Origin of the sequence: Zafaria cholistanensis, from assembly GCF_008580665.1 — a bacterium.
In the GTDB taxonomy this organism is placed as follows: Bacteria; Actinomycetota; Actinomycetes; order Actinomycetales; family Micrococcaceae; genus Zafaria; species Zafaria cholistanensis.
This window is the reverse complement of the sequence record NZ_BKDJ01000022.1, coordinates 15,943-37,878: the sequence shown is the minus strand read 5'-3', so window position 1 is coordinate 37,878 and position 21,936 is coordinate 15,943. Positions and strand designations below refer to the sequence as shown.

Here is a 21,936-nt window from a genome sequence, read left to right as displayed (position 1 = left end):
TGCGGGGCGGCGGGCTCCGCGGCGGAAGGCCCCGCGGAAGGCCCCGCGGCGGGGACCGCGCGGCCCTTCACCCGCGGGCGGGGCGGCCGGGCGGGTCCGCGCGGCGGGGTGGTGGGGGCTGGCACGGGTGCTCCTTTAGTGCTGTTCGTCCGCCTCCATGAGGGCCCTGACGGCCTCGATGAAGGCATTGCCGCGGTGGGCGTAGGAGGCGAACTGGTCCATGGACGCGGCCGCCGGGGCCATCAGGACGGTGTCCCCGGGCGCGGCCACGGAGGCGGCGGCGGCCACGGCCGCGGCCATGACCTCCGTGCCGCGCGCGGTCTGCGCCCGTTCCTGTCCAGTTTCGCCCACGGCCGCCTCGATCACGGGCACCTGCGGCGCGTGTCGCTGCAGGGCCGCACGCAGCGCGGCGGTATCGGTGCCGATCAGCACCACTGTCCTGAGCCGTTCGGCGTGGGCGGCCACCAGGTCGTCGTAGTCGACTCCCTTGGAGAGGCCGCCGGCGATCCACACCACGGAGGCGAAGGCCCCCAGCGAGGCGGCGGCGGCGTGCGGGTTGGTCGCCTTGGAGTCGTTGATCCAGAGGATGTCCCCGCGCCGGGCCACCGGTTGGATGCGGTGCGCGCCGGGGTCGAAGGCGCGCAGGCCCTCGCGCACCGCGCGCGGTTCCACGCCGTAGGCACGCACCAGCGCCGCGGCGGCCAGGGCGTTGGCGACGGTGTGCCGGGGCGCCACCTCGCCGAGGTCCTCGAGCGTGGCCATCTCGGCGGCCGAGGTGCGGCGGTCCTCGATGAAGGCGCGGTCCACCAGCAGGCCCTCGACGACGCCGAGCATGCTCACCGCGGGAATTCCCGTGGTGAAGCCGACCGCGCGGCAGCCCTCGACGACCTCCGCGTCCTCGACGAGCCGCTCGGTCTCTGCCTGTTCGACGTTGTAGACGGCCGCGACGCGGGTCCGTTCGTAGATTTTGGCCTTGGCCGCGACGTATTCGGCGTAGCTGCCGTGCCAGTCGATGTGGTCCTCGGCCAGGTTCAGCACTACCGAGGCCAGCGGGGACATCGTGTGGGTGTGGTGCAGCTGGAAGCTGGAAAGCTCCACGGCAATGGCGTCGTAGCCCTCCGGGTCGCGGACCGCGTCCAGGATCGGGGTGCCCACGTTGCCGGCGGCGACCGCGCGCAGCCCGGCGGCACGGAGCATGGACTCGACCATGCCGACCGTCGTCGTCTTGCCGTTGGTGCCGGTGACGGCAAGCCATTCGGCGGTCCGGCGGCCGGCGCGCTCGCGCACCCGCCAGGCCAGTTCGACGTCGCCCCAGACCGGGATGCCCGCCTCGGCCGCGGCGGCCAGTACGGGGTGGCGCGGGTTCCAGCCCGGGGAGGCGATGACCAGTTCGGCCGGCTCGCCCTCCACTAGGGGCAGGTCCGCCACGTGGGCGGTCCCCAGCAGCACCGCGGCGGCACCGACGATTTCCAGGGTGTCCGCGCGGGCGCGGTTGGCCTCGGTGTCGGCGCCGTCGATGACCACCACGCGGGCGCCAAGCTCCACCAGGGTGTCGGCTGCGGAGAAGCCGGAGAGCCCCAGCCCGGCCACGACCACGCGCAGCCCGGTCCAGTTGGCGTCCCAGCTGGTCAGCTCCCCGACCGGTGCGTGCGTCACAGTCCCACCACCCATTCGGCGTAGAAGATTCCCAGGCCGGCGGCGACGAAGAGGCCGCCCAGGATCCAGAACCGGACCACGACGGTCACTTCCGCCCAGCCCTTGAGTTCGAAGTGGTGCTGCAGCGGCGCCATCTTGAAGACGCGTTTGCCGCCGCTGATCTTGAAGTACCCGACCTGGATGATCACCGACAGGGCGATCATCACGAACAGCCCGGCCAGCACGACCAGCAGCAGTTCGGTGCGGGAGAGGATGGCGAAGGCCGCGACGGCGCCGCCGATGGCCAGGGAGCCGGTGTCGCCCATGAAGATCTTCGCCGGCGAGGTGTTCCACCACAGGAAGCCCACCAGGGCGCCGCAGAGGATGGCCCCCAGCAGGGCCAGGTCCATCGGGTCGCGGACCTCGTAGCAGACCGTGCCGATGGAGCGGGAGGAGCCGCAGGCCTGGTTGTACTGCCAGATGCCCATGAGCGTGTAGGCCGCGAAGACCATGATGGCCGCGCCCGTGGCGAGTCCGTCGAGGCCGTCGGTGAGGTTCACGCCGTTGGTGGTGCCGGTGATGATCAGGTTGGCCCAGAGCACGAACAGGATGGCTCCCAGCAGCGGCCCGGCGAAGGCCAGGTCCAGGCTCAGGTCGCGGATGAAGGAGATGTGCGTGGAGGCCGGGGTGAGCCCCTTCTCGTTGGGAAACTGCAGCGCCAGGACGGCGAAGGCGATGCCGACCGCGCTCTGGAGCACGATCTTCTGCCAGGCCCGCAGGCCCAGGCTGCGCTGCTTGGAGATCTTGATGAAGTCGTCGAGGAACCCCACCAGCCCCATGCCCACCGTCAGGAACAGCAGGACGAGGCCGCTGACCGATGGGCCGGTGGAATGCGCGCTGATCAGCGACAGGATCCCGTGCGTTCCGAAGTAGGCGACCAGCACCGCCAGCACGATCACGGCACCTCCCATGGTGGGGGTGCCGCGCTTGGTGTGGTGGGAGGTGGGGCCGTCGTCGCGGACGAACTGCCCGTAGCCCTGTTTGACGAGCAGCCTGATGAACAGCGGCGTGCCCAGCAGCGACAGCAGCAGTGCCGAGCCCGCGCCAATGATGAGGGCGATCACCGGACGCTCCCCTCCGCGGCGGCCGCGCCGCCCGCGGCCGATGCCAGCCGGTCGCCCAGGAGGCGCAGGCCGGCACCGTTGGAGGACTTGAACAGGACGATGTCTCCGGGCCGCAGCCCCTCGTTGAGCAGGTGCTCGGCCTCTTCGGCGCTTTCCACGAACATCGCCTCATCGCCCCAGCTGCCTTCCAGGACGGCCGAGTTGTAGGCCGCCTTGGCCCCGCGGCCGACGATGAGGAGCTTCTTGATGTTCAGGCGCACCGCGAGCCGGCCGAGCATGTCGTGCTCCAGAACGGAGTCCTCGCCCAGCTCGAGCATTTCGCCCAGCACGGCCCAGGTCCTCCGGGCCTGCCCCTGGGCGTCCGGCAGGCCGAGTTCGGCCAGCGTGCGCAGGGCGGCGCGCATGGATTCGGGGTTCGCGTTGTAGGCGTCGTTGATGACGGTGACGCCGTCGGGGCGGTCGGTGCGCTCCATGCGCCAGCGGCTGGCCGGACCGCGGCCGGTGAGGGCCGCGGCGATGGCGGCGCCGTCGACGCCCAGGGCGTACGCCGCGGCCGCGGCGGCCAGCAGGTTGGCCACGTGGTGGCGTCCGATCAGGCCGCTGCGCACCGGGTGGGTGGAACCGTCCGGCAGGCGCAGCGTATAGCGGGGATGCCCTTCCCGGTCGACCGAGACGTCCTCGGCGGACACGGCGCCGGCCGGGGCCTCCTCGCCGAAGCCGAGCACGGCGGCGCGGGTGCGCGAGGCCATGGCGGCCACGGCCGGGTCGTCCAGGTTCAGCACGGCGGTGCCTTCCTCGGGCAGGGCCTCCACCAGCTCGCCCTTGGCGCGGGCGATGTTTTCGGTGCCGCCGAACTCGCCCGCGTGGGCACTGCCCACGCAGAGCACCACGCCGACCTGGGGGCGGACCATGCGGGCCAGGTACTCGATGTGCCCGATTCCGGTCGCGCCCATCTCGACGACCAGGTTGCGGGTCGCCTCGGTGGCCCGGAAGACGGTCAGCGGTACGCCGACCTCCCCGTTGTAGGAGCCGATGGGGGCAACCGTTTCCCCGGTGCCGGCCAGGATGGCGGCAAGCAGGTCCTTGGTGGTCGTCTTCCCGGCGGAGCCGGTGATCCCCACCGTGCGCAGGCCGGTGGTTTCGGCCAGCCGGGCAACGGTGTGTGCGGCGAGTTTGCCCATGGCCAGGACGGCGTCGGGGACGATCACGGCCGGGTGCACGGTGCCGTCGGCGGCGGTGGTCTCGCGCTCGGCCAGGGCCAGCACGGCTCCGGCCGCGAAGGCCTGCCCGACGAAGCGGTGGCCGTCGGAGGCTGCGCCGGGCTTGGCCACGAACAGCCAGCCGGGCGCGCATTCGCGCGAGTCCGTGGCAACGCCGCGGACCAGGGTCTCGGGAAGGGCGGTCGCCGTCGGGCGGCCGCCGGTAATGGCCGCAATTTCGGCGGTACTGAGATCAATCATGACTAGGTGGACTTTACCCTTTGGCGGTGGGGTGGGCGGAATCGGCGGGCAGGAAGCCGCGGGCGCGCAGCGCGGCGCGCAGTTCCACGCGGTCGTCCAGGGGCAGGTTCACGCCCCGGACCTCCTGCCAGACCTCGTGGCCGCGCCCGGCCACCAGGATGGTGTCCTCCGGCCCGGCGAGGTCCACGGCCGCGGCGATGGCGGCTGCTCGCGGCGCCACCTCGACGGCGTCGGCGGCGCGGGCCCCGCCGGCCATGGCCTCGCGGGCCCCGGCCAGCACGGCCGCCCGGATGCCGGCGGGTTCTTCGTCGTGCGGGTCGTCGTCGGTGACCACCACGAGGTCCGCGTGGCGGGCGGCGACCGCTCCCATCACGGGGCGCTTGGTGGCGTCCCGCTGGCCGGTCGCGCCGAAGACCACGATGGTGCGGGCACCGGGGCGGGCGCTGTCCACCGACTCCAGCGCGCGCTGGAGCGCGTCGGGGTTGTGCGCGAAGTCCACGATCGCCGCGGGGCGCCGGCCGACCACCTGCATGCGCCCGGGGACCTCGACGGTGAGGGGGTCGTCGCGATCGAGCACGCGCTGGAGATCCTCCAGCGGGGCGCCTGCGGCGTGGACCATCAGCAGGGCCAGCGCGGCATTGGAGACGTTGAACAGGCCCGGCAGCCCGGTGCGGGCGCGCAGCAGCGCGCCGCCCGGCCCGGCCACCTCGAAGCGGTGGCCCAGCCCGTCGGAGACAATCCCGCGGACCCGCCAGTCGGCGTCGTGCCCTTCCGTCGCGGGCGCGGTGGCCAGCGTCCAGGTGCGCGCGGTGGAGGACTGCGCCATGCGCCGCCCCCACGCGTCATCGACGGTGATTACGGCGCGGCGGGTGCGGGAGGCCTCGAACAGGCGGGCCTTGGAGGCGAAGTACTCCTCCATGGTGCCGTGCAGGTCCAGGTGGTCCTGGGTGAGGTTGGTGAAGCCCGCCACCTCGAAGGCCAGCCCGCCAATGCGCCCGTAGTCGATGGAGTGGGAGGAGACTTCCATGGCCGCCGTGTCCACGCCGGCCTCGCGCATGCGGGCCATCAGGGCGTGCAGCTGCGGCGCCTCGGGGGTGGTCAGGACGCTGGGGATGCGGGTGGCGCCGGCGACGATCTCGATGGTCCCGACCAGGCCGGTCCGCTGGCCCAGGGCGCGCAGCAGCGAGGTGGCGAAATAGGTGGTGGTGGTCTTGCCGTTGGTTCCGGTGACGCCGAGCAGCGCGGGCCCGGCCGCGGTGCCGTGCAGGCAGGCTGCGAGGGGGCCGACGGCGGCGCGCACGGAGCCGGCCACCAGCACGGGCAGGCCGGTGGCGCGGACCCGGTCCAGGCCCTCCCCGTCGGTGAGCACCGCGGCCGCGCCGGCAGCGGCGGCCGCGGCCGCGAAGTCGGCGCCATGGCGGTTGGCGCCGGGCACGGCGGCGTAGAGGTCCCCGGGCAGGACGGCGCGGGAATCCAGGCAGACCCCGTGCACGACGGCGGCCCCGTCCCCCTCCAGCCGGACGGCGGTTCCCGCGGCGGCTGCCGCGGCGGCGAGGCCGGCCAGGGTCAGCGCGGGTGCGGTGGCAGGGCGGAAGGCGCGCTCGGCGTCGCGCGCCGCAGTGGTGTCCGTGTCCATCAGTCCCAGCCGTACTTCTGGTTCTTGCCGACAAAGACCTTGTAGGCCCGGGATTTCGTGGTGCTCGGCGCCACATCGTACGTGTTCAGGGTCTGGCTCATGATGCGGGTGAAGGTATCACCGACGGACCAGCTGCGCCAATTGCCCTTGGGGCGGTGCATGGTGACCACCACCAGATACTGCGGGTCGTCGATGGGAACCATGCCGGCGAAGGAGCTGGTGTGGCCGTCGTACCCGCCGGTGGGTCCCGCGGCCTGGCCCGTGCCGGACTTGCCGCCCACCCGGTAGCCGTCAATGGCCATCAGGGTTCCGGTACCGGCATCCACGACCGTCTCCATCATGCGCCGCATCTCCTCGGAGGTCTCCTCGGAGAAGATGCGCCGGGGTTCGGGCTCCGCCACCGGGTGCTCCGTCCCGTCCGGGGAGATGTAGGCCTCGATGAGGCTGGGCTCGACCTGCACGCCGTGGTTGCCCACGGTCTGGAAGACCTTGGCGGTGTGCAGGGCGGTCTGCGTGTAGGCCTGCCCGAACATGGTGGTGAACTGCTGGCGGCGGTCCCAGGCGGCGGGAGGGGTGAAGATGCCCGGGTTGGAGGAAGGCAGCCCGATGTCGATCCGTTCCCCGATGCCCAGCTTCTTCATCCACTCGTAGCGCTGCTCGTTGGTCAGGCGGCTGCCGATCTTGACGGTTCCGGTGTTGTACGAGCGCGCGAAGATGCCGGCGGCGGTCATCTGGAAGGTGGCGTGCTTGAGCGAGTCGTTGATCTTCTCGTTCTGGATCGTGTAGGAGTTCTTGACCGTAAACTCCTCCGTGGGCTCCACCACGTCCTCCTCGAGGGCCGCCGCGAAGGTGGCGACCTTGCCGGTGGATCCGGGCTCGAACGCCTGGGTCACGGTGGTGGAGGTGCGGAACTCGGGATCGGTGGCCCCGGGGTCGGAGGGGTCCACGGTGGTCGAGTCGGCCAGGGCCCGGATCTTGCCGGTCTTGACCTCGACCACGACGGCGTTGACCCACTCCGCGTTGAACTGTTTCTGCTTGGCCATGACCGCCTCCTGGGCAGCCCATTGGATGTCGCTGTTGATGGTCAGGCGCACGTCCTGGCCGTCGACCGCGTCCACCTCCTGCATGGTGGCCATCGGGATGCGGACGCCGTCGGCTCCGACCTCGTAGGTCTTCTTGCCGTCGGTGCCGCCGAGTGCCGCGTCCTGGCTCAGTTCCAGGCCTTCGGCGGCCTTGCCGTCCGCGGTCATGAAGCCGAGGATGCTGCCGGCGACGGAACCGTTGGGGTAGTTGCGCTCGGTGCGCTGCTCGCTGGTGAGGCTGGGAATGCCGACGGCCAGGGCCGCATTGCGGACCTTGGGCGTGACGCCCTTGGCGACGTAGGAGTACCCCTTCTTCTCGGCCCCCTCCCGGCCCACGATCGAGGCGCGCAGGGTCTCCGCGTCCTGGTCCAGCAGGGGAACCAGTTCGGCGATGGCCTGGTCGATGGTGACCTTTTCGCGTTCGCCGCTCTGCTGGTTCTTGCGCGTGAATTCGGGCTTGAGCAGGCGCTGGTTGACGACGAGGTCGTAGCGTTCGACGCTGGCGGCCAGCACGCGCCCCGCGGAGTCCAGGATCTGGCCGCGTTCGGCCTGGATGGTTTGGACGCGGATACGGTTCTTGACGGCCGCCTGGGCGATGCCCTCCGGGTCAAGCCCCTGGACAAAGAAGAGGCGCCCGCCGAGCACCAGCAGCATCACCAGGGCCACGGCCAGGCCGGCGCGCAGCCGGACTCCCGTGCGCGGCTGCTGCCGGGCTCCGTCGTCCCCCGTGCGGGTGCCGGCGGTCCCGGTCCGTGGCGCTGCCATCCATCAATCCTCGCGTCGCACTAGTTCTTCGGCTGCTGCTGCGCCGGGGCCGGAATCGTTCCGCCGTTGAGTTCCTGCTCAGTGAACTCGGTGTCCACGATGCGGGCCGGCACGCCGCCGGCCGGGAGGCGCTCCCCTGCGGGCTCCGTTCCCGTTACCGGGCCGGTGGCGGGGGTGCCCTCCTCCGCGGGCGCCGTCCCCGCCGTTTCCGCCGGCGGGGCGGCGGGTTCGGCCGCGGAGGCTCCGGCGCCGACCGCGGTGTCCCGGGCCGCGGTGTCCCGGGCCGCGGTGTCCCGGGCCGCAGTCTCACGGTCGGCCACAAGGGAGGTGGGGCTTTCCTCGGCCTTGGCCTCGGAGGAGGTGCCGGCGACCTTGAGGGTTTCCAGGTCAATCGACGCGACGGATCCGGGAACCACCATGCCCAGCTCGGCGGCCTTGGCCGCAACGCTCTGCGGGGCCTCCAGCTTCTGCGCCTGCTGGGCCAGGGCCTCGTTCTCCTGGACCAAGGCCTGCTCCTGGTTGCGCAGCTTGACGACCTCGTACTGCCCGCCGGAGACGGAGATGTTCAGCACCAGGACCGTGGCGAGGGCGGCGGCAAGCATGGCCGCAAAGCAGAAGAGGGCAAACTGCAGCCGGCGGCCCCCCACCACGGCGGGGACGACGGAGAGCGCGGTCCGCCGCCGCGGTTCGGGCGCATCGTGCCGGGGCTCCGGGACGAGGGCGCGGGCCGTGGCCCCATCCACCGCCGAGGCGGGAATCCCGTGCGGCTCAACACCCGTCTGGGTCCGGATGCCCATGGTCAGCTCCTCTTCAGGATTCGTTCGACGGCCCTCAGCTTTGCCGAGGCCGCCCGGGGGTTCTCTTCGATTTCCTGCGCCGTGGGGGTTTCGGTCCCCCGGGTCAGCGTCCTGTACTGCGCCTTGTGCTCCTCCAGCTCCACCGGGAACCCGGCGGGGGCGGAGGACCGCGAACCCGCGGCAAAATGCCGCTTGGTGATCTTGTCCTCCAGCGAGTGGTAGCTCATCACCACCACCCGGCCTCCGACCTCCAGCACTCCCATCGCGGCGGGGATCGCGCGGTCGAGCACGTCGAGCTCCTCGTTGACCTCGATGCGCAGCGCCTGGAAAGTGCGCTTGGCCGGATGGCCGCCGGTGCGGGCCGCCGCGGCCGGGACCACGGAACGGATGGCGTTGACCAGTTCCCCCGTGGTGGTGAGCGGGGCAGCCTCACGGGCCTTGACAATCGAGGAGGCAATGCGCCCGGCGAACTTTTCCTCGCCCCAGGTCCGGATGATGCGGACCAGCTCCGGCTCGGAGTACCCGTTGACGATGTCGGCGGCGGTGGGCCCCCTGGAGGTGTCCATGCGCATGTCCAGCGGGGCGTCGTAGGAGTAGGCGAAGCCGCGGTCGCGTTCGTCCAGCTGCAGGGAGGACACGCCGAGGTCGAACAGGACTCCGTCCACCCCGGCGAAGCCCAGGTCGGCCACGACGTCGGCGACCTCGTCATACACCGCGTGGACCAGGTCCGTGCGGCCCGCGAAGCGTTCCAGGCGGGCGCCGGCCAAGGCCAGGGCCTGCTCGTCGCGGTCCAGTCCGATCAGGTGCAGTTCCGGGAAGCGTTCAAGCATCGCTTCGGAATGCCCGCCCATGCCCAGTGTGCAGTCGACGACGACGGCGCGGCCGCGGGCCTCGATCCCGGCCCGGATGCCGGGCTCCAGGAGCCCCACGCACCGCTCCAGGAGCACGGGCACGTGCCGCTCGCTCGCTGGACGCGGCGCGGCCTCCGGTACGTCGTTTGCCACTGGGCCCCCTTCCCGCATTGTCTCGTCGGTGTTCTTTCACTGCAGTGGTCTTTCACTGCAGCGGCTTGGGCCAGATCCCCCTCCGGCCCGGCGGTGCCCCTGCCTGGCTCAGGGGAAGATGAGCCAGGTCGGTGCCTGCCGGGCGGCTGGAGATCTCGTCCAAGCCGCCGTCCGGGCCCCTGGCGGCGGGCGCCGCTAGAAGATGCCCGGCAGTATGTCCTCGTCGGTGTCGGAGAAGGCTGCCTCCTTCTCCTCCAAGTACTCGTTCCAAGCCCTGGAATCCCAAATCTCGGCCCGCGTTCCCGCCCCGATGACCGTGACCTCCCGGTCGAGCCCCGCGTAGGAACGCAACGGGGCCGGGATCGTGACCCGGCCCTGCTTGTCCGGCGTTTCGTCAGACGCGCCGGAGAGGAAGAGGCGGATATAGTCCCTCGCCTGGCGGGAAGAGAGCGGGGCCTGGCGCATCTGCTCGTGGACCCGTTCGAATTCCTGCCGGCTGAAGACATAGATACAGCGCTCCTGGCCCCGCGTCAGGACCAGCCCCTCGGCCAGTTCGTCGCGGAATTTGGCCGGGAGGATCAGACGGTGCTTCTCGTCGAGCCGGGGTGCATACGTCCCTAGGAACACAAGCACCGCCTTCTCGGTTTATGGAGCGTTCCCGCCTCGCCTTTTCCACTGCCCTCCTCCTGGCCCCACTTTACCCCACTTCCCTCCACTGTCAACGAAATTAACCCCCCCGGCGCGCCGCGCGGGACCGCGCGTTGCTGCACGTCACCGGCGGCTTTTCAGGCAGGGTGGCGGACGGGTGAAGCCGGGGTGAAGGCCGCGGGCACGGCATGGCCCCAAGGGACGCCAAATGGGGGCGCCAAAAGGACGAAGGACCCGTGGAATCCACGGGTCCTTCCGGTGCATCGTTCATGCGCGGTTTCGCTCTTGCGCTGGTGTTCCTGTGCCGGTATTCCTGCGCTGGTTCATGTGGCCGGCGGCTTGCTTCGCCGGCCTGCCATCCGTCTATTCGTCGCCGCGCCGGCGTTCGTCCCACTTGCGGTCCAGGTCGTGCATGAAGGAGGTCTTGCCCTTGCGCGCCTTGCGGCCGGACGGAGAGGAACGCATGCCCGACTTGGACAGGGCGATGTACACCCCGGCGCACATGGCTGCGAACCCCAGGACCCCCACCGGGATCAGTTGGCCGGAAATGCCAAACAGCAGCACGATGATCCCCGCGACGGCCACCAAGGAACCGATCGCGATGTTGCGGGTCGAATATCCGCCCGGACCCGCGGCGGATTTCATGGAGGAGGCGAAACGGTGATCCTCGTGCAACTGCTTCTCCAGCTGCTCAAGGAGTCGCTGCTCGTGCTCGGAAAGCGGCATGGTCCCTTCCCCCGTCCCTTCGTTCCTTCGGTGCGCCTCGATGCGGCCCTTTGGGGGTGCAACGACCGCCTCCCCGGAGAAGTTCCCCGGACCATGCGGCCACACCGCTACGCTCTGGTGCTTCAAGGATAGTCCCGCAGTACCGCAGTCCGGTAGTTTGAGTGTGATATGCGGCGCGGCGCGCCCCCCGTACCGGCCCCGTACCGGCCCCGTACCGGCCCCGTACCGGCCCCGTCCGGCCCCGGATCCTACGCGCCGGCCCCGGCCGGCCCCTCCGAGGGGCCCCGGCCCGGCAGCAGCGTCGCGGGCCGCACGGCCCCTTGGGGAAAGCGGGCACGGATGCGGTCCATGGCCTCCTCGGCCTGCCGCCAGTTACCTTCGCTGCGGTCGATGCTCAGCTGGTGTCCGGCGGACTCCGCGAGCTGCTCGGCCCGCACCCCCAGCAGCCGCACCGGCTGCGGCAGCGCGCCAAGGGCGTCCAGGAGCGATTCGGCGGCCTGGTGGAGGGCGGGGGCGGCACCGGCGGGCTGGGCCAGCCGGCGGCTGCGGGTGATTGTGGAAAAGTCGGCGTAGCGCACCTTAAGGACCACGGTTCCAGCCTCCCGTCCGGAAGCACGCAGGCGCTCGGCCACCCGATGGGACAACCTCAGCAATTCGCGCCGGAGCGCCTCGGGCTCGGAGACGTCCCGCGCGAAGGTCTCCTCGGCGCCAATGCTCTTTTCCACGCGGACGGGCTCCACCGGGCGGTCGTCCAGCCCCCAGGCGAGGGCATGCAGCTGCGGCCCTTGTGCCCCCAGCATCCGCTCGAGCGTGCGGACCGGCACCTGCGCCAGGTCGGCGACGGTGGCGATTCCGGCCCCGGCCAGGACCTGCGCGGTGCGCTCCCCCACGCCCCACAGGGAGCGCACCGGAAGTGAGTGCAGGAACCGGGCGGTCTGGGCCGGCGGCACCGCCAGCAGGCCGTCGGGCTTGGCGCGGGTGGAGGCGACCTTGGCGACGAACTTGTTGCGGGCTATGCCCACGCTGGCCGGCAGCCCCAGCTCAGTCCGGATCCTGCGCCTGATCATGTCGCCGATAACCTGGGGGTGTCCCAGCCGCCGCAGGCTCCCCGTGACGTCCAGGAACGCCTCGTCGACGCTGACCTGCTCCACCAGCGGCGTGACCTCACGGAAGATCGCCATGATCCGCCCGGAATAGTGCCGGTAGGCGGCCATGTCCGGTTCGAGCACCACGGCCCGCGGCGCCATCCGCACGGCGGCGGACATCGGCATGGCGGAGCGCACTCCGAGGCTGCGGCAGGGGTAGGAGGCGGAGAGCACCACCGACCGCTCCCCCGCATGGCCCACGATGACCTGGCGCCCCTCCAGCTCCGGGCGGGAGAGCAGTTCCACGGACACATAGAACGCGTCCATGTCCACATGCAGGATTGCCCTGTCCCGTGCACCCTCCGCCATGCCACCATGCTATGTCTTTGCGCCCGCTGTCTTCGTGCCAGGTCTTCGCGCCGGGTCTTCGCGCCGGGGCACAGGGGCAGGGCGAATGCAGGGAGCTGCGGATACAGTGGGGCTGTAGCCCGTCCCCGCAACAGATTGACGCCATGACCGAGCACCCGCACGCCCCGCAGCCCACCACGGATCCCGCTCCCGGGACCACGCCGGCGGAACTGTCCGCCGACTTTGCCAGCCGCGTCAATACGGCCCTGGACACCTTCCTTGAGGGCCAGGCCGGAACGGTCGGCAAAATCTCGGCCGAGGCCGTCGAACTGGTGGGCAGCATCCGCGCGCTGGTCCGCGGCGGGAAGCGGCTGCGCCCGCTCTTCGCGTTTTGGGGCTTCGTGGGCGCCGGCGGCGACCCGGCGGAGCCGGCGATCGTCCAGGCTGCGGCGGCGCTGGAACTGTTCCAGGCCGCGGCACTGATCCACGACGACCTGATCGACCGTTCCGACACGCGCCGCGGACAGCCCAGCGTGCACCGCCGCTTCGAAGCGCTGCACCGCGCGCGTGCGTGGCACCGCAACGGCGCCCGGTTCGGCGAGGCCGCCGCGGTGCTGGCCGGGGACCTGTGCCTGTCCTACAGCGAACAGCTTTTCGGCACCATCGTTCCGGTGCCTCCGGCCGCCAGGGCGGTGTTCGACACCATGCGGGTCCAGGTCATGGCCGGGCAGTACCTGGACGTGCTGGAGGAGTCGGCCGGCCCCACCTTCGGCCCCGACCAGGCTGTCGCCCGGGCCCGCACCGTGGTCCGCTACAAGTCCGCGAAGTATTCGGTGGAGAACCCGGTCCTGCTGGGCGGGGCCCTGGCCGGGGCCCCGGAACCGCTGCAGCGCGCCTACTCGGAGTTCGCCCTGCCGCTGGGCGAAGCGTTCCAGTTGCGCGACGACGTCCTGGGCGTTTTCGGGGATCCGGCCGAAACCGGCAAGCCCGCCGGGGACGACCTGCGCGAAGGCAAGCGCACCGAACTGATCGCCCACGCCCTGTTGCTGGCCGGGGAGTCCGACCGCGGGTTCATCCAGGAACGGCTCGGCGCCGAGGACCTCGCCACGGAGGAGGTTGCGCGCATGTGCTCGATTTTGCGGGCCAGTGGCGCGCTGGCGGCCACCGAGCGTGCAATCTCCGAGCTCTCCGCCTCCGGCTTCGACGCGCTGGAGCGCCTGCCGGTGGCCGGTCCGGTCCGCGCGGCGCTGCGCGGCCTCGGAGAGGCGGCGATCCGCCGCACGTCCTGACGCCGGACCCTAGCCCCCGCCCGCGGCGCGCGCCGCGGGCGGGGAGCCGGCTACCAGGCCAGGGCTTGGGCGCGTCGGCGGATTTCCGTCTTGCGCCCCTCGCGCAGGGCCTGGATGGGAGTGCCCGGCAGGGACTCGTCCGGAGTGAACAGCCACAGCAGCAGCTCCTCGTCCGTGAAGCCGGAATCGACGAGGACGGAGATCGTCCCCTTCAGGCTGTCGATCAGGTGCCCGTCCTGGACGAACGCGGCGGGGACGGCACGCACGCGCTTGTCGCCCAGTTCGACGCGGGCGGCCACCACGGCCCGCTCGTCCAGCAGGCTGTGGACCTTCTTGATGTTGACGCCGAGCTGGTCGGCGAGGTCGGGGAGGGGCAGCCAGTCGGCCACAAGTTCTTCGAGAGTGCTCACCGTTCCAGATTGCCACATGCGGGCCCTCCGGTGCGCCACGGGCCCGCCCGTGGCGCACCGGAATGCCGGTTTTGCCCTCCGGGCCGGTGGTGTAGATTCACATGAGTAACACTCGCAACTTTAGTCACACACGTCCCTCGGGCCGCTCCCCGCGCCCGCGAAGACGCACGCGACGCGGCGAATGCCGCCACGACCAGAGGATTCGTTACATGACTGACTCCGCAACGCCCCGGGTCCGCCAGATGGCCCGCGCCCGCCAAGGTGCCGTGGCCGCCGCGGCGATTCCCGCCGTCGTCCTGACGTCCCTGGCCAGCACCGCGCCCGCGCTGGCAGCCGGGCCGGCCATGTCCTCCGTCCTGGCACCCAAGGCCGCCACCGGGGCCCGCATCGCCGCCGCCCAGGACCGCATCGCCGCCCACCTGGTGGCGGCCCGAGTCCCGTCCCGGGTCACCGTGGCCGCCGCCGCGGCCACGAGTGTGGTCGTGAAGTCCGGCGACACGCTCTCCGGCATCGCCAAGAAGCATGGCGTGGGCGTGGCCAGCCTCGTCAAGCTCAACGGCCTTGCCTCAGCCGACCGGATCCACGTGGGCCAGCGGCTGACGCTGCGCGCGGGATCCTCCGCCCGGACGGCTGCCGCGGCCGCCGCGCCGGCCGGCACCTACACGGTGGTCCGCGGGGACACCCTCTCCGGCATCGCCGCCAGGCGGGGCATGGCCCTGGGCTCCCTGCTCCAGGCCAACGGCCTGAAGGCCACCTCCACCATCTACCCCGGCCAGAAGCTCAAGGTCTCCGGCGCCTCCGCGGCGGGCAGGACCTCCGGGGGCAAGGCCCCGGCTGCCGCGGCCGCCGCGCCGGCCGGCACCTACACGGTGGTCCGCGGGGACACCCTCTCCGGCATCGCCGCCAGGCGGGGCATGGCCCTGGGTTCCCTGCTCCAGGCCAACGGGCTGAAGGCCACCTCCACCATCTACCCCGGCCAGAAGCTCAAGGTCTCCGGCGCCTCCGCGAACACGGCCAGCTCCCAGCTGGTGCCGAGCACGTTCCTGCACTACACCTACCCGGCGGCGACGGTGTCCTCGGCCAACAGGAACAAAGCCATCCTGCTTTCCCGGAACCTGCCCAGCCGGGCGGAGATGAAGTCGATCATCGCCGCCACCGCCCGGAAGATGGGCGTCAATCCGGCACTGGCCCTGGCCCACGCGTACCAGGAGTCCGGCTTCAGCATGTCCGCGGTCTCCCCCGCCAACGCGATCGGCGCCATGCAGGTCATCCCGTCCTCCGGGGAGTGGGCCTCCCAGCTGGTGGGACGCAGGCTGGACCTGCTCAACCCGTACGACAACGCCACTGCCGGCGTCGCGATCATCCGCGCCCTCCAGCGCACGAGCGCGACCGAGCAGATCGGCATCGCCTCCTACTACCAGGGCCAGGCCTCGGTGCGGAAGTACGGGATGTTCAGCGACACCAAGCGCTACGTGGCCAACGTCCTGGCCCACAAGAAGGCCTTCAGCTAGCGCCGGACCGCCCCGGCGGGCGGGGCAGTCCGGCTCCCCGCCCGCCGGGGCGTCCGTCACCGGCGCCGCACGTCATATCGCCTAGGGCTGGCGCGCCGCCACCGGCATGTCCAGTACCACGCGGGTCCCGCCGCCGGGACGGGTTTCCCACTCGATGGTGCCGCCCAGCTCGCTGGTGACCAGCGTGCGCACGATCTGCAGGCCCAGGCCCTCGCTGCGCGGCTCCGCAGGCAGGCCGACGCCGTCGTCGGACACGGCCACCCGCAGCCGGGCCGCACCGTCCGGAGCGGTGCCCCGCTCCGCGGCCAGGCTCACCGTGCCGCCCTTGTCCCGCAGGCCGTGCTCGACGGCGTTGGACACCAGCTCGTTGATCACCAGCGACAGCGGAGTGGCCAGTTCGCTGGGCACCTCCCCGAAGCTGCCGGTGCGCTCCGTGCGCACCGACTGCCCGGGCGAGGCCACCTCCGCCGCAAGGCGGAACTGCCGGTCAATGAGCCCGTCGAAGTCCACGTTCTGGGTCAGGCCCTGGGACAGCGTCTCGTGGACCAGCGCGATCGTGGACACCCGGCGCATCGCCTGTTCCAGGCCCTGCCTGCCCTCCTCGCTGCGCATGCGGCGGGACTGCATGCGCAGCAGCGCCGCCACCGTCTGCAGGTTGTTCTTGACCCGGTGGTGGATCTCGCGGATGGTCGCGTCCTTGGAGAGCAGTTCCATCTCCCGCCGGCGCAGTTCGGTCACGTCGCGGCAGAGCACCAGCGCGCCGTAGCGGCGGTTGTTGTCCCGCAGCGGAATGGCCCTCAGCGACAGGCAGACGCCCTTGGACTCAAGCTCGGTGCGCCAGGGCATGCGGCCGGTGACCACCAGCGGCAGCGTCTCGTCGACCATCCGCCGGTCCGTGAGCAGGCCGGTGGTGACCTCCGCCAGCGAACGGCCCTCCAGGCTGTCCACCCCGCCGAGGCGGCGGAAGGCGGACACGCCGTTGGGGCTGGCGTACTGCACGATCCCCTCCGCATCGAGCCGGATCAGGCCATCGCCCACGCGCGGGGCCCCCCGGCGGGACTCGGTGGGACTGGCGAAGTCGGGCCACAGGCCCTGGGTGCCCATCCGCAGCAGGTCCTGGGCGCACTGGCGGTAGGTCATCTCCAGCCGGGAGGGCATGCGCTGGTTGGAGAGGTCCTGGTGGCAGGTGACCACCGCAAGGGGGCGGCCCTCCCGCACGAACGGGACGGCCTCGATCCGCATGGCGGCCTCGCGCGTCCAGTGGTCCTCGTCGGCACGCTGCACCTGCCGGGTGTTCCACGCCTTCTCCACCAGCGGCTTGAGGTCGCGGCGGATCCGCTCCCCCACGAAGTCGGAGTGGAAGACGGTGTGCGTGGTGGAGGGACGCACGTGGGCCAGCGCCACGTACGTCCCCTCCGGCACGGGGAACCAGAGCACCAGGTCCGCGAACGCGAGGTCCGCAACCAGCTGCCAGTCCCCCACCAGCAGGTGGAGCCACTCCTCATCCCCCGGAGCGAAGTCGGCGTGTTCCCGAATGGCGTCCGTGAAGATGGCCAAGCGTTACCTCCGTACGATCGAGCGCAGCAGCCGAAGGGCCACTGCCAGCGAAGCCATGTCGTCGCGCTCAAGCCTGCTGACTTCGTCGAACATATTCATAGCACGCTCCAGGCCCTCGGCGTTCCGTTCACCCCACGCGTCCAGGCGCACCAGCGGATCGGCGGTGTCCGGAGCCGCCTCCATCGCGGCCCGGGCAATGTCCACCACGGTCGAATAGAGGTCGTCGCGCAGGGCCGCCCGGGCCAGCGCCTGCCAGCGGTCCTGGCGCGGCAGCTTGGTGATCCGCTCCAGCAGCGAGTCGACGCCGAAGCGGTCGAAGACCGCGTAGTAGACGGCGGCGACGTCGCGGGCCGGCTGTCCGGTCTCGGCGGCCAGCCGGGCAACATCCAGCAGGGAGAAGCTCTCGAAGGCCACCGCCCAACGGTTGGCAACGTCCTCGGGGGCACCCCAGCCCAGCGCCTCGGCCTTCCAGGCAACGGTGCGGTCGGCGTCGCAGCCGCGCAGCAGGGTGCCCAGCTCGGCCCGCAGGCCGGCCACGGTGTCGCGGTATGCGGCGATGTCCTCCCCGACCGTGCGGCCCTTCTCGGAGTGGTTGATGAGCCAGCGGGTGGCGCGGTCCAGCAGCCGGCGCTGGTCCAGCTGCATGCGGCACCACTTGTCGGTCGGGAACCCGGCCGGCAGCGCGAGGACGTCCGCGGTGAAGCCGTCCAGGTCGTAGATTTCGCGCAGCGCCACGAAGGCGCGGGCGACGGCGGGCTCGGCGGCGCCGGTTTCCTCCATGACCCGGAAGGCGTAGGTGATGCCACCGAGGTTGACCATGTCGTTGGCCACCACCGTGGCGATGATCTCCCGGCGCAGCGGGTGGGACTGCACGTCGGCGCCGAAGCGTTCGGCGACCTGCTCCGGGAAGTACCGCACCAGGGTGTCCTCGAAGTACGGGTCCTCGTGCAGGTCGCTGTCGGCGAGCGCCCTGCTGAGCTGGATCTTGGCGTAGGCGACCAGCACGGACAGTTCGGGGGCGGTGAGCACCTGCCCGCGGGCCAGCCGCGACTCGAGTTCGGCATTGTCCGGCAGGAACTCGAGGTTCCGGTCCAGATCCGCGGCGACCTCCAGCCAGTCCATGAAGCGCTCGAAGCTGGGACTCCACTCGGCCAGGCGCTGCTTCTCGTTGAGCAGCAGGACGTTCTGGTCGATGTTGGTGCGCAGCACCAGGCGGGCGACGTCGTCGGTCATCGCCTGCAGGAAGCCGGCGCGCTCGGCGGCGTCGAGCCGGCCCGCTTTGACCATGCGGTCCACGAGGATCTTGATGTTGACCTCATGGTCGGAGCAGTCGACGCCGGCGGAGTTGTCGATCGCGTCGGTGTTGAGCAGGACCCCGGCGAGGGCGGCCTCGACGCGGCCCAGCTGGGTCATGCCCAAGTTTCCGCCCTCGCCGACCACGCGGGCCCGCAGGTCCCGGCCATCCACGCGGATGGCGTCGTTGGCGCGGTCCCCGACCTGGGTGTGCGTTTCGGTGGAAGCCTTGACATAGGTGCCGATGCCGCCGTTGTAGAGCAGGTCCACGGGCGCGGTGAGGATCGCGCGCAGCAGTTCCGGCGGGGAGAGGCGCACGGTGCCTTCGGGCAGGCCAAGGGCGCGGCGCACGGCGTCGGAGACGGGCACGGACTTGGCGCTGCGCGGGTAGACGCCGCCTCCCTCGCTGATCAGGGAGGCGTCGTAGTCCGCCCAGCTGGAGCGCGGCAGGTCGAACAGGCGCTTGCGCTCGTCGAACGAGGCCTCCGGATCCGGGTCCGGGTCCAGGAAGATGTGCCGGTGGTCGAAGGCGGCCACCAGGCGCACGTGGCGGGACAGGAGCATTCCGTTGCCGAACACGTCCCCGCTCATGTCGCCGATGCCGACCACGGTGAAGTCCTGTGCCTGGGTGTCCAGGCCCAGTTCGAAGAAGTGCCGGCGGACCGACTCCCAGGCGCCGCGGGCGGTGATGCCCATGGCCTTGTGGTCGTAGCCGATGGAGCCTCCGGAGGCGAAGGCGTCCCCGAGCCAGTGCCCGGTTTCGAGGGAGATCGAGTTGGCGATGTCGGAGAAGGACGCGGTGCCCTTGTCGGCGGCGACCACGAGGTAGGTGTCGTCCCCGTCGCGGCGCACGACGTCGCGCGGCGGCACCACCGTTTCGCCGTCGGGGCCGGCCACCAGGTTGTCGGTGAGGTCCAGCAGTGCCCGGATGAAGATCCGGTAGGCGGCCTGCCCCTCCGCCATCCAGGCGGCGCGGTCCGCCGCGGGATCGGGCAGGCGCTTGGCGAAGAACCCTCCCTTGGCGCCGGTGGGGACGATCACGGCGTTCTTGACCACCTGGGCCTTGACCAGGCCCAGGACTTCCGTGCGGAAATCTTCCCGGCGGTCCGACCAGCGCAGCCCGCCGCGGGCGACGTCGCCGAAGCGCAGGTGCACGCCTTCCACCCGCGGGGAGTACACCCAGATCTCGTACTTGGGGCGCGGGAAGGGGGCGCTGTCGATCCGGGAGGGGTCCAGCTTGAACGCGAGGTGGTCCGCCCCCTGGTAGTGGTTGGTGCGCAGGGTCGCCTCGATCACTTCGGCGAGGCGGCGCAGCAGGCGGTCTGCGTCCAGCGTGGGGACCTGTTCGAGCCCGGCGGCCAGGTCGGTCCGGGCTGCCTTGAGGGCCTGCGCCCGGGCGGCCTCGTCCAGGGCCGGGTCGAACAGGGATTCGAACAGGGTGACCAGCGCCCGCGCCACGGCGGGGTTGGCCAGCACGGTGTCGGCGACGAACCCGTAGGAATTGGGCACGCCCAACTGGCGCAGGTACTTGGTGTAGGCGCGCAGCACGGCGACCTGGCGCCAGTGCATGCCCTCTTTGAGGACCAGCCGGTCGAACGGGTCCGATTCGGCGCGGTCCAGCGCGACGGCCGCCCAGGCCTCGGAGAGCAGCGCCTCGGTGCGCAGCGGGTCCACGCCCTCCGGGTAGAACAGGCCCAGGTCGTAGAGGAAGAAGGTGCGCCCGTCGCCGCGGGAAACCTCGAAGGGTTTCTCGTCCAGCACGCGCAGGCCCAGGTTGTGCAGCACCGGCAGGATATGGCTCAGGGAGACCGGTTCGGTGAGGTAGAGCTTGAGCCGGGCGTCTTCTTCCGCGTCGCCGTCCTTGGGCAGGTAGACGCGCAGGACGGGTCCGCGGTGTGCGGGGTCGTCGTAGGCGCCGAAGCGGGCGATGTCCTCAAGCGCGTCCTCGACCTCGAAGTGGACGCGGTAGGCGGGCGGGAAGGCCTCGGCCCAGCGCCGGGACACGGCGGGCGCCTGGTCCGCCGGATAGCGCCCGCGCACCACCTGGTCGATGCCTTCGGCCCAGGAGCGGACGGCGCGCTCCAGGCGGCGCTCAAGGTCGGCGCGGTCGACGGCGGGAAAGTCCCCCCGGCGGCGCAGCCTGATGCGGTAGAACAGCCGGACCAGCGAGGATTCGCTCATCCGCACCTCGAAGTCCATCGACTCGGCGTCGTAGACCTTGCGCAGCTCCTCCTCGATGCGCAGGCGCACGCTGGTGGTGTAGCGGTCGCGGGGCAGGAACACGAAGGCGGACATGAAGCGCCCGTACACGTCCGGGCGGACGAACACGGTGGTGCGGCGGCGCTCCTGGAGGGCCAGCATGCCGGTGACGATCTCATGCAGGTCCTGGACCTCGGTCTGGAACAGCTCGTCACGGGGGTAGGTTTCCAGGATGGTCAGCAGGTCCTTGCCCGAGTGGGAGTCGGGGGCGAACCCGGAGGCCTTCAGCACGGCATCCACCTTGTCCCGCACCACCGGGACGCTGCGCACCGAACGGGTGTAGGCGCCGGAGGCGAACAGGCCGATGAACCGGCGTTCGCCGTTGACGTTGCCCTGCGCGTCGAAGCTCTTGATGCCCACGTAGTCGAGGTAGACGGGGCGGTGGACCGTTGAGCGGGAATTGGCCTTGGTAATGATGAGGGCCCGGCGTTCGCGCGCCTTCGCCCGGCCGGATTCGGTGAGGTGCTGGACCCCTCCGCCGACGGAACGGCGCATCAGCCCCAGGCTGCTTTCCTGCCGGGCGCGCAGCACGTCCTGCCCCTTCTCGGTGACCAGGTCGTACTCCCGATAGCCAAGGAAGGTGAAGTTGCCGTCGTCGAGCCAGCGCAACAGGTCGCTGGCGGTATGCAGGTCCGGGATGGAGTCGGCGCCGCGGACCCAGCCGAGGTTGTCGGCGATCTCGTGGGCCTTGTTCCGCATGGCCTCCCAGTCCTCGACGCAGACCTTGACGTCCGCGAGGATCCTTTCGATCCCGGCGACCAGCAGCGCGATCCGCTCCTCGTCGGGAGAGCCGCCAATCTCGATCGCGATCCAGGATTCCAGCCGGCTTTGGGAGCCGTCGCCGAAATACTGCGAGAGGTCCCCCAGCGCGGCGGTGTCGCCGCTGGCGACGGGCGCGTGCGTGGGCACCGCCCGCAATGCGGTCAGCTCGTGGGTCTCGCGGCTGCGGTTGGCCACCAGGATCGGGTGGACCACCAGGTTGATGCCGTGCTTCTGGCGCACGATCTCGGCGGTGACCGAATCGACGAGGAAGGGCATGTCGTCGGTGACCACGTACACCACCGCGTTGGCCCCGCTGGGCTCCACCCGGACCACCGCTTCCCCCGGATCCCGGATCAGGCCGGCGTGCAGGTGCGCCTCGACCCGCGCCTCCAACTCCCCTGGCGGGTATGCGGCGGCGTCCTCCGGCGCCAGATGCCCGTAATAGGTCTCCACGAAGTCAGGAGAGAGGATGTCTGCAATGAACTGGTCCGGGGTGCGGGAACCGGTGGACATGCGTTTAGCGCCTCCAGGTAGCGATACGGGGC

Annotated in this window: 15 protein-coding genes; 2 read left to right on the top strand and 13 right to left on the bottom strand. The window is 71.2% G+C overall.

Features of this window, described 5'->3' with window-relative positions; genetic code table 11:
• Positions 1-135 precede the first annotated feature (135 nt).
• The 10 genes from murD to dinB form a co-directional block, all read right to left on the bottom strand.
• A complete protein-coding gene (gene murD / locus NCCP_RS14285) occupies positions 136-1,671 on the bottom strand; it encodes a UDP-N-acetylmuramoyl-L-alanine--D-glutamate ligase (protein WP_149957960.1) in 1,536 nt (511 codons plus the stop codon).
• The gene (gene mraY / locus NCCP_RS14280; protein ID WP_149957959.1) at positions 1,653-2,759 is read right to left on the bottom strand and encodes a phospho-N-acetylmuramoyl-pentapeptide-transferase; all 1,107 of its coding nucleotides are present in this window, start codon (positions 2,757-2,759) and stop codon (positions 1,653-1,655) included. The genes murD and mraY overlap by 19 nt, the downstream gene beginning before the upstream one ends.
• Positions 2,756-4,219: a UDP-N-acetylmuramoyl-tripeptide--D-alanyl-D-alanine ligase gene (locus tag NCCP_RS14275; RefSeq protein ID WP_149957958.1), complete on the bottom strand. Its 1,464-nt coding sequence runs from the start codon at positions 4,217-4,219 to the stop codon at positions 2,756-2,758. Before NCCP_RS14275 ends, mraY begins: the two co-directional genes overlap by 4 nt.
• 13 nt (positions 4,220-4,232) lie before the next feature.
• The gene (locus NCCP_RS14270; protein ID WP_149957957.1) at positions 4,233-5,855 is read right to left on the bottom strand and encodes a UDP-N-acetylmuramoyl-L-alanyl-D-glutamate--2,6-diaminopimelate ligase; all 1,623 of its coding nucleotides are present in this window, start codon (positions 5,853-5,855) and stop codon (positions 4,233-4,235) included.
• Positions 5,855-7,702: a peptidoglycan D,D-transpeptidase FtsI family protein gene (locus tag NCCP_RS14265; protein WP_149957956.1), complete on the bottom strand. Its 1,848-nt coding sequence runs from the start codon at positions 7,700-7,702 to the stop codon at positions 5,855-5,857. Before NCCP_RS14265 ends, NCCP_RS14270 begins: the two co-directional genes overlap by 1 nt.
• A gap of 20 nt (positions 7,703-7,722) precedes the next feature.
• Positions 7,723-8,499, bottom strand: a complete 777-nt coding sequence (gene ftsL, locus NCCP_RS14260) for a cell division protein FtsL (RefSeq protein WP_149957955.1) — start codon at positions 8,497-8,499, stop codon at positions 7,723-7,725.
• 2 nt (positions 8,500-8,501) lie between these two features.
• Positions 8,502-9,503 (bottom strand): 16S rRNA (cytosine(1402)-N(4))-methyltransferase RsmH, encoded by a 1,002-nt coding sequence (rsmH, locus tag NCCP_RS14255; RefSeq protein ID WP_225873857.1) that lies wholly within the window; start codon positions 9,501-9,503, stop codon positions 8,502-8,504.
• Between the two features lie 195 nt (positions 9,504-9,698).
• Positions 9,699-10,130 (bottom strand): division/cell wall cluster transcriptional repressor MraZ, encoded by a 432-nt coding sequence (gene mraZ / locus NCCP_RS14250; RefSeq protein WP_149957961.1) that lies wholly within the window; start codon positions 10,128-10,130, stop codon positions 9,699-9,701.
• Positions 10,131-10,514: 384 nt separating this feature from the next.
• Positions 10,515-10,877: a DUF3040 domain-containing protein gene (locus tag NCCP_RS14245; RefSeq protein WP_149957953.1), complete on the bottom strand. Its 363-nt coding sequence runs from the start codon at positions 10,875-10,877 to the stop codon at positions 10,515-10,517.
• Between the two features lie 248 nt (positions 10,878-11,125).
• Complete coding sequence (gene dinB / locus NCCP_RS14240) at positions 11,126-12,331, bottom strand: DNA polymerase IV (RefSeq protein ID WP_149957952.1); 1,206 nt, start codon at positions 12,329-12,331, stop codon at positions 11,126-11,128.
• A gap of 143 nt (positions 12,332-12,474) precedes the next feature.
• On the opposite strand from dinB, the gene NCCP_RS14235 reads away from it, so the two are divergent.
• Positions 12,475-13,599, top strand: coding sequence for a polyprenyl synthetase family protein (locus tag NCCP_RS14235; RefSeq protein WP_149957951.1), 1,125 nt, complete (start codon positions 12,475-12,477; stop codon positions 13,597-13,599).
• 50 nt (positions 13,600-13,649) lie between these two features.
• Here the strand turns inward: NCCP_RS14235 and NCCP_RS14230 are convergent, their stop codons facing one another.
• The gene (locus tag NCCP_RS14230; RefSeq protein WP_149957950.1) at positions 13,650-14,009 is read right to left on the bottom strand and encodes an Rv2175c family DNA-binding protein; all 360 of its coding nucleotides are present in this window, start codon (positions 14,007-14,009) and stop codon (positions 13,650-13,652) included.
• Between the two features lie 209 nt (positions 14,010-14,218).
• On the opposite strand from NCCP_RS14230, the gene NCCP_RS14225 reads away from it, so the two are divergent.
• Complete coding sequence (locus NCCP_RS14225; protein WP_149957949.1) at positions 14,219-15,520, top strand: lytic transglycosylase domain-containing protein; 1,302 nt, start codon at positions 14,219-14,221, stop codon at positions 15,518-15,520.
• 81 nt (positions 15,521-15,601) lie between these two features.
• On the opposite strand, the gene NCCP_RS14220 is transcribed toward NCCP_RS14225, so the two are convergent.
• The gene (locus NCCP_RS14220; RefSeq protein ID WP_149957948.1) at positions 15,602-17,077 is read right to left on the bottom strand and encodes a sensor histidine kinase; all 1,476 of its coding nucleotides are present in this window, start codon (positions 17,075-17,077) and stop codon (positions 15,602-15,604) included.
• A gap of 3 nt (positions 17,078-17,080) precedes the next feature.
• Complete coding sequence (locus NCCP_RS14215) at positions 17,081-21,904, bottom strand: NAD-glutamate dehydrogenase (RefSeq protein WP_149957947.1); 4,824 nt, start codon at positions 21,902-21,904, stop codon at positions 17,081-17,083.
• Positions 21,905-21,936 lie beyond the last annotated feature (32 nt).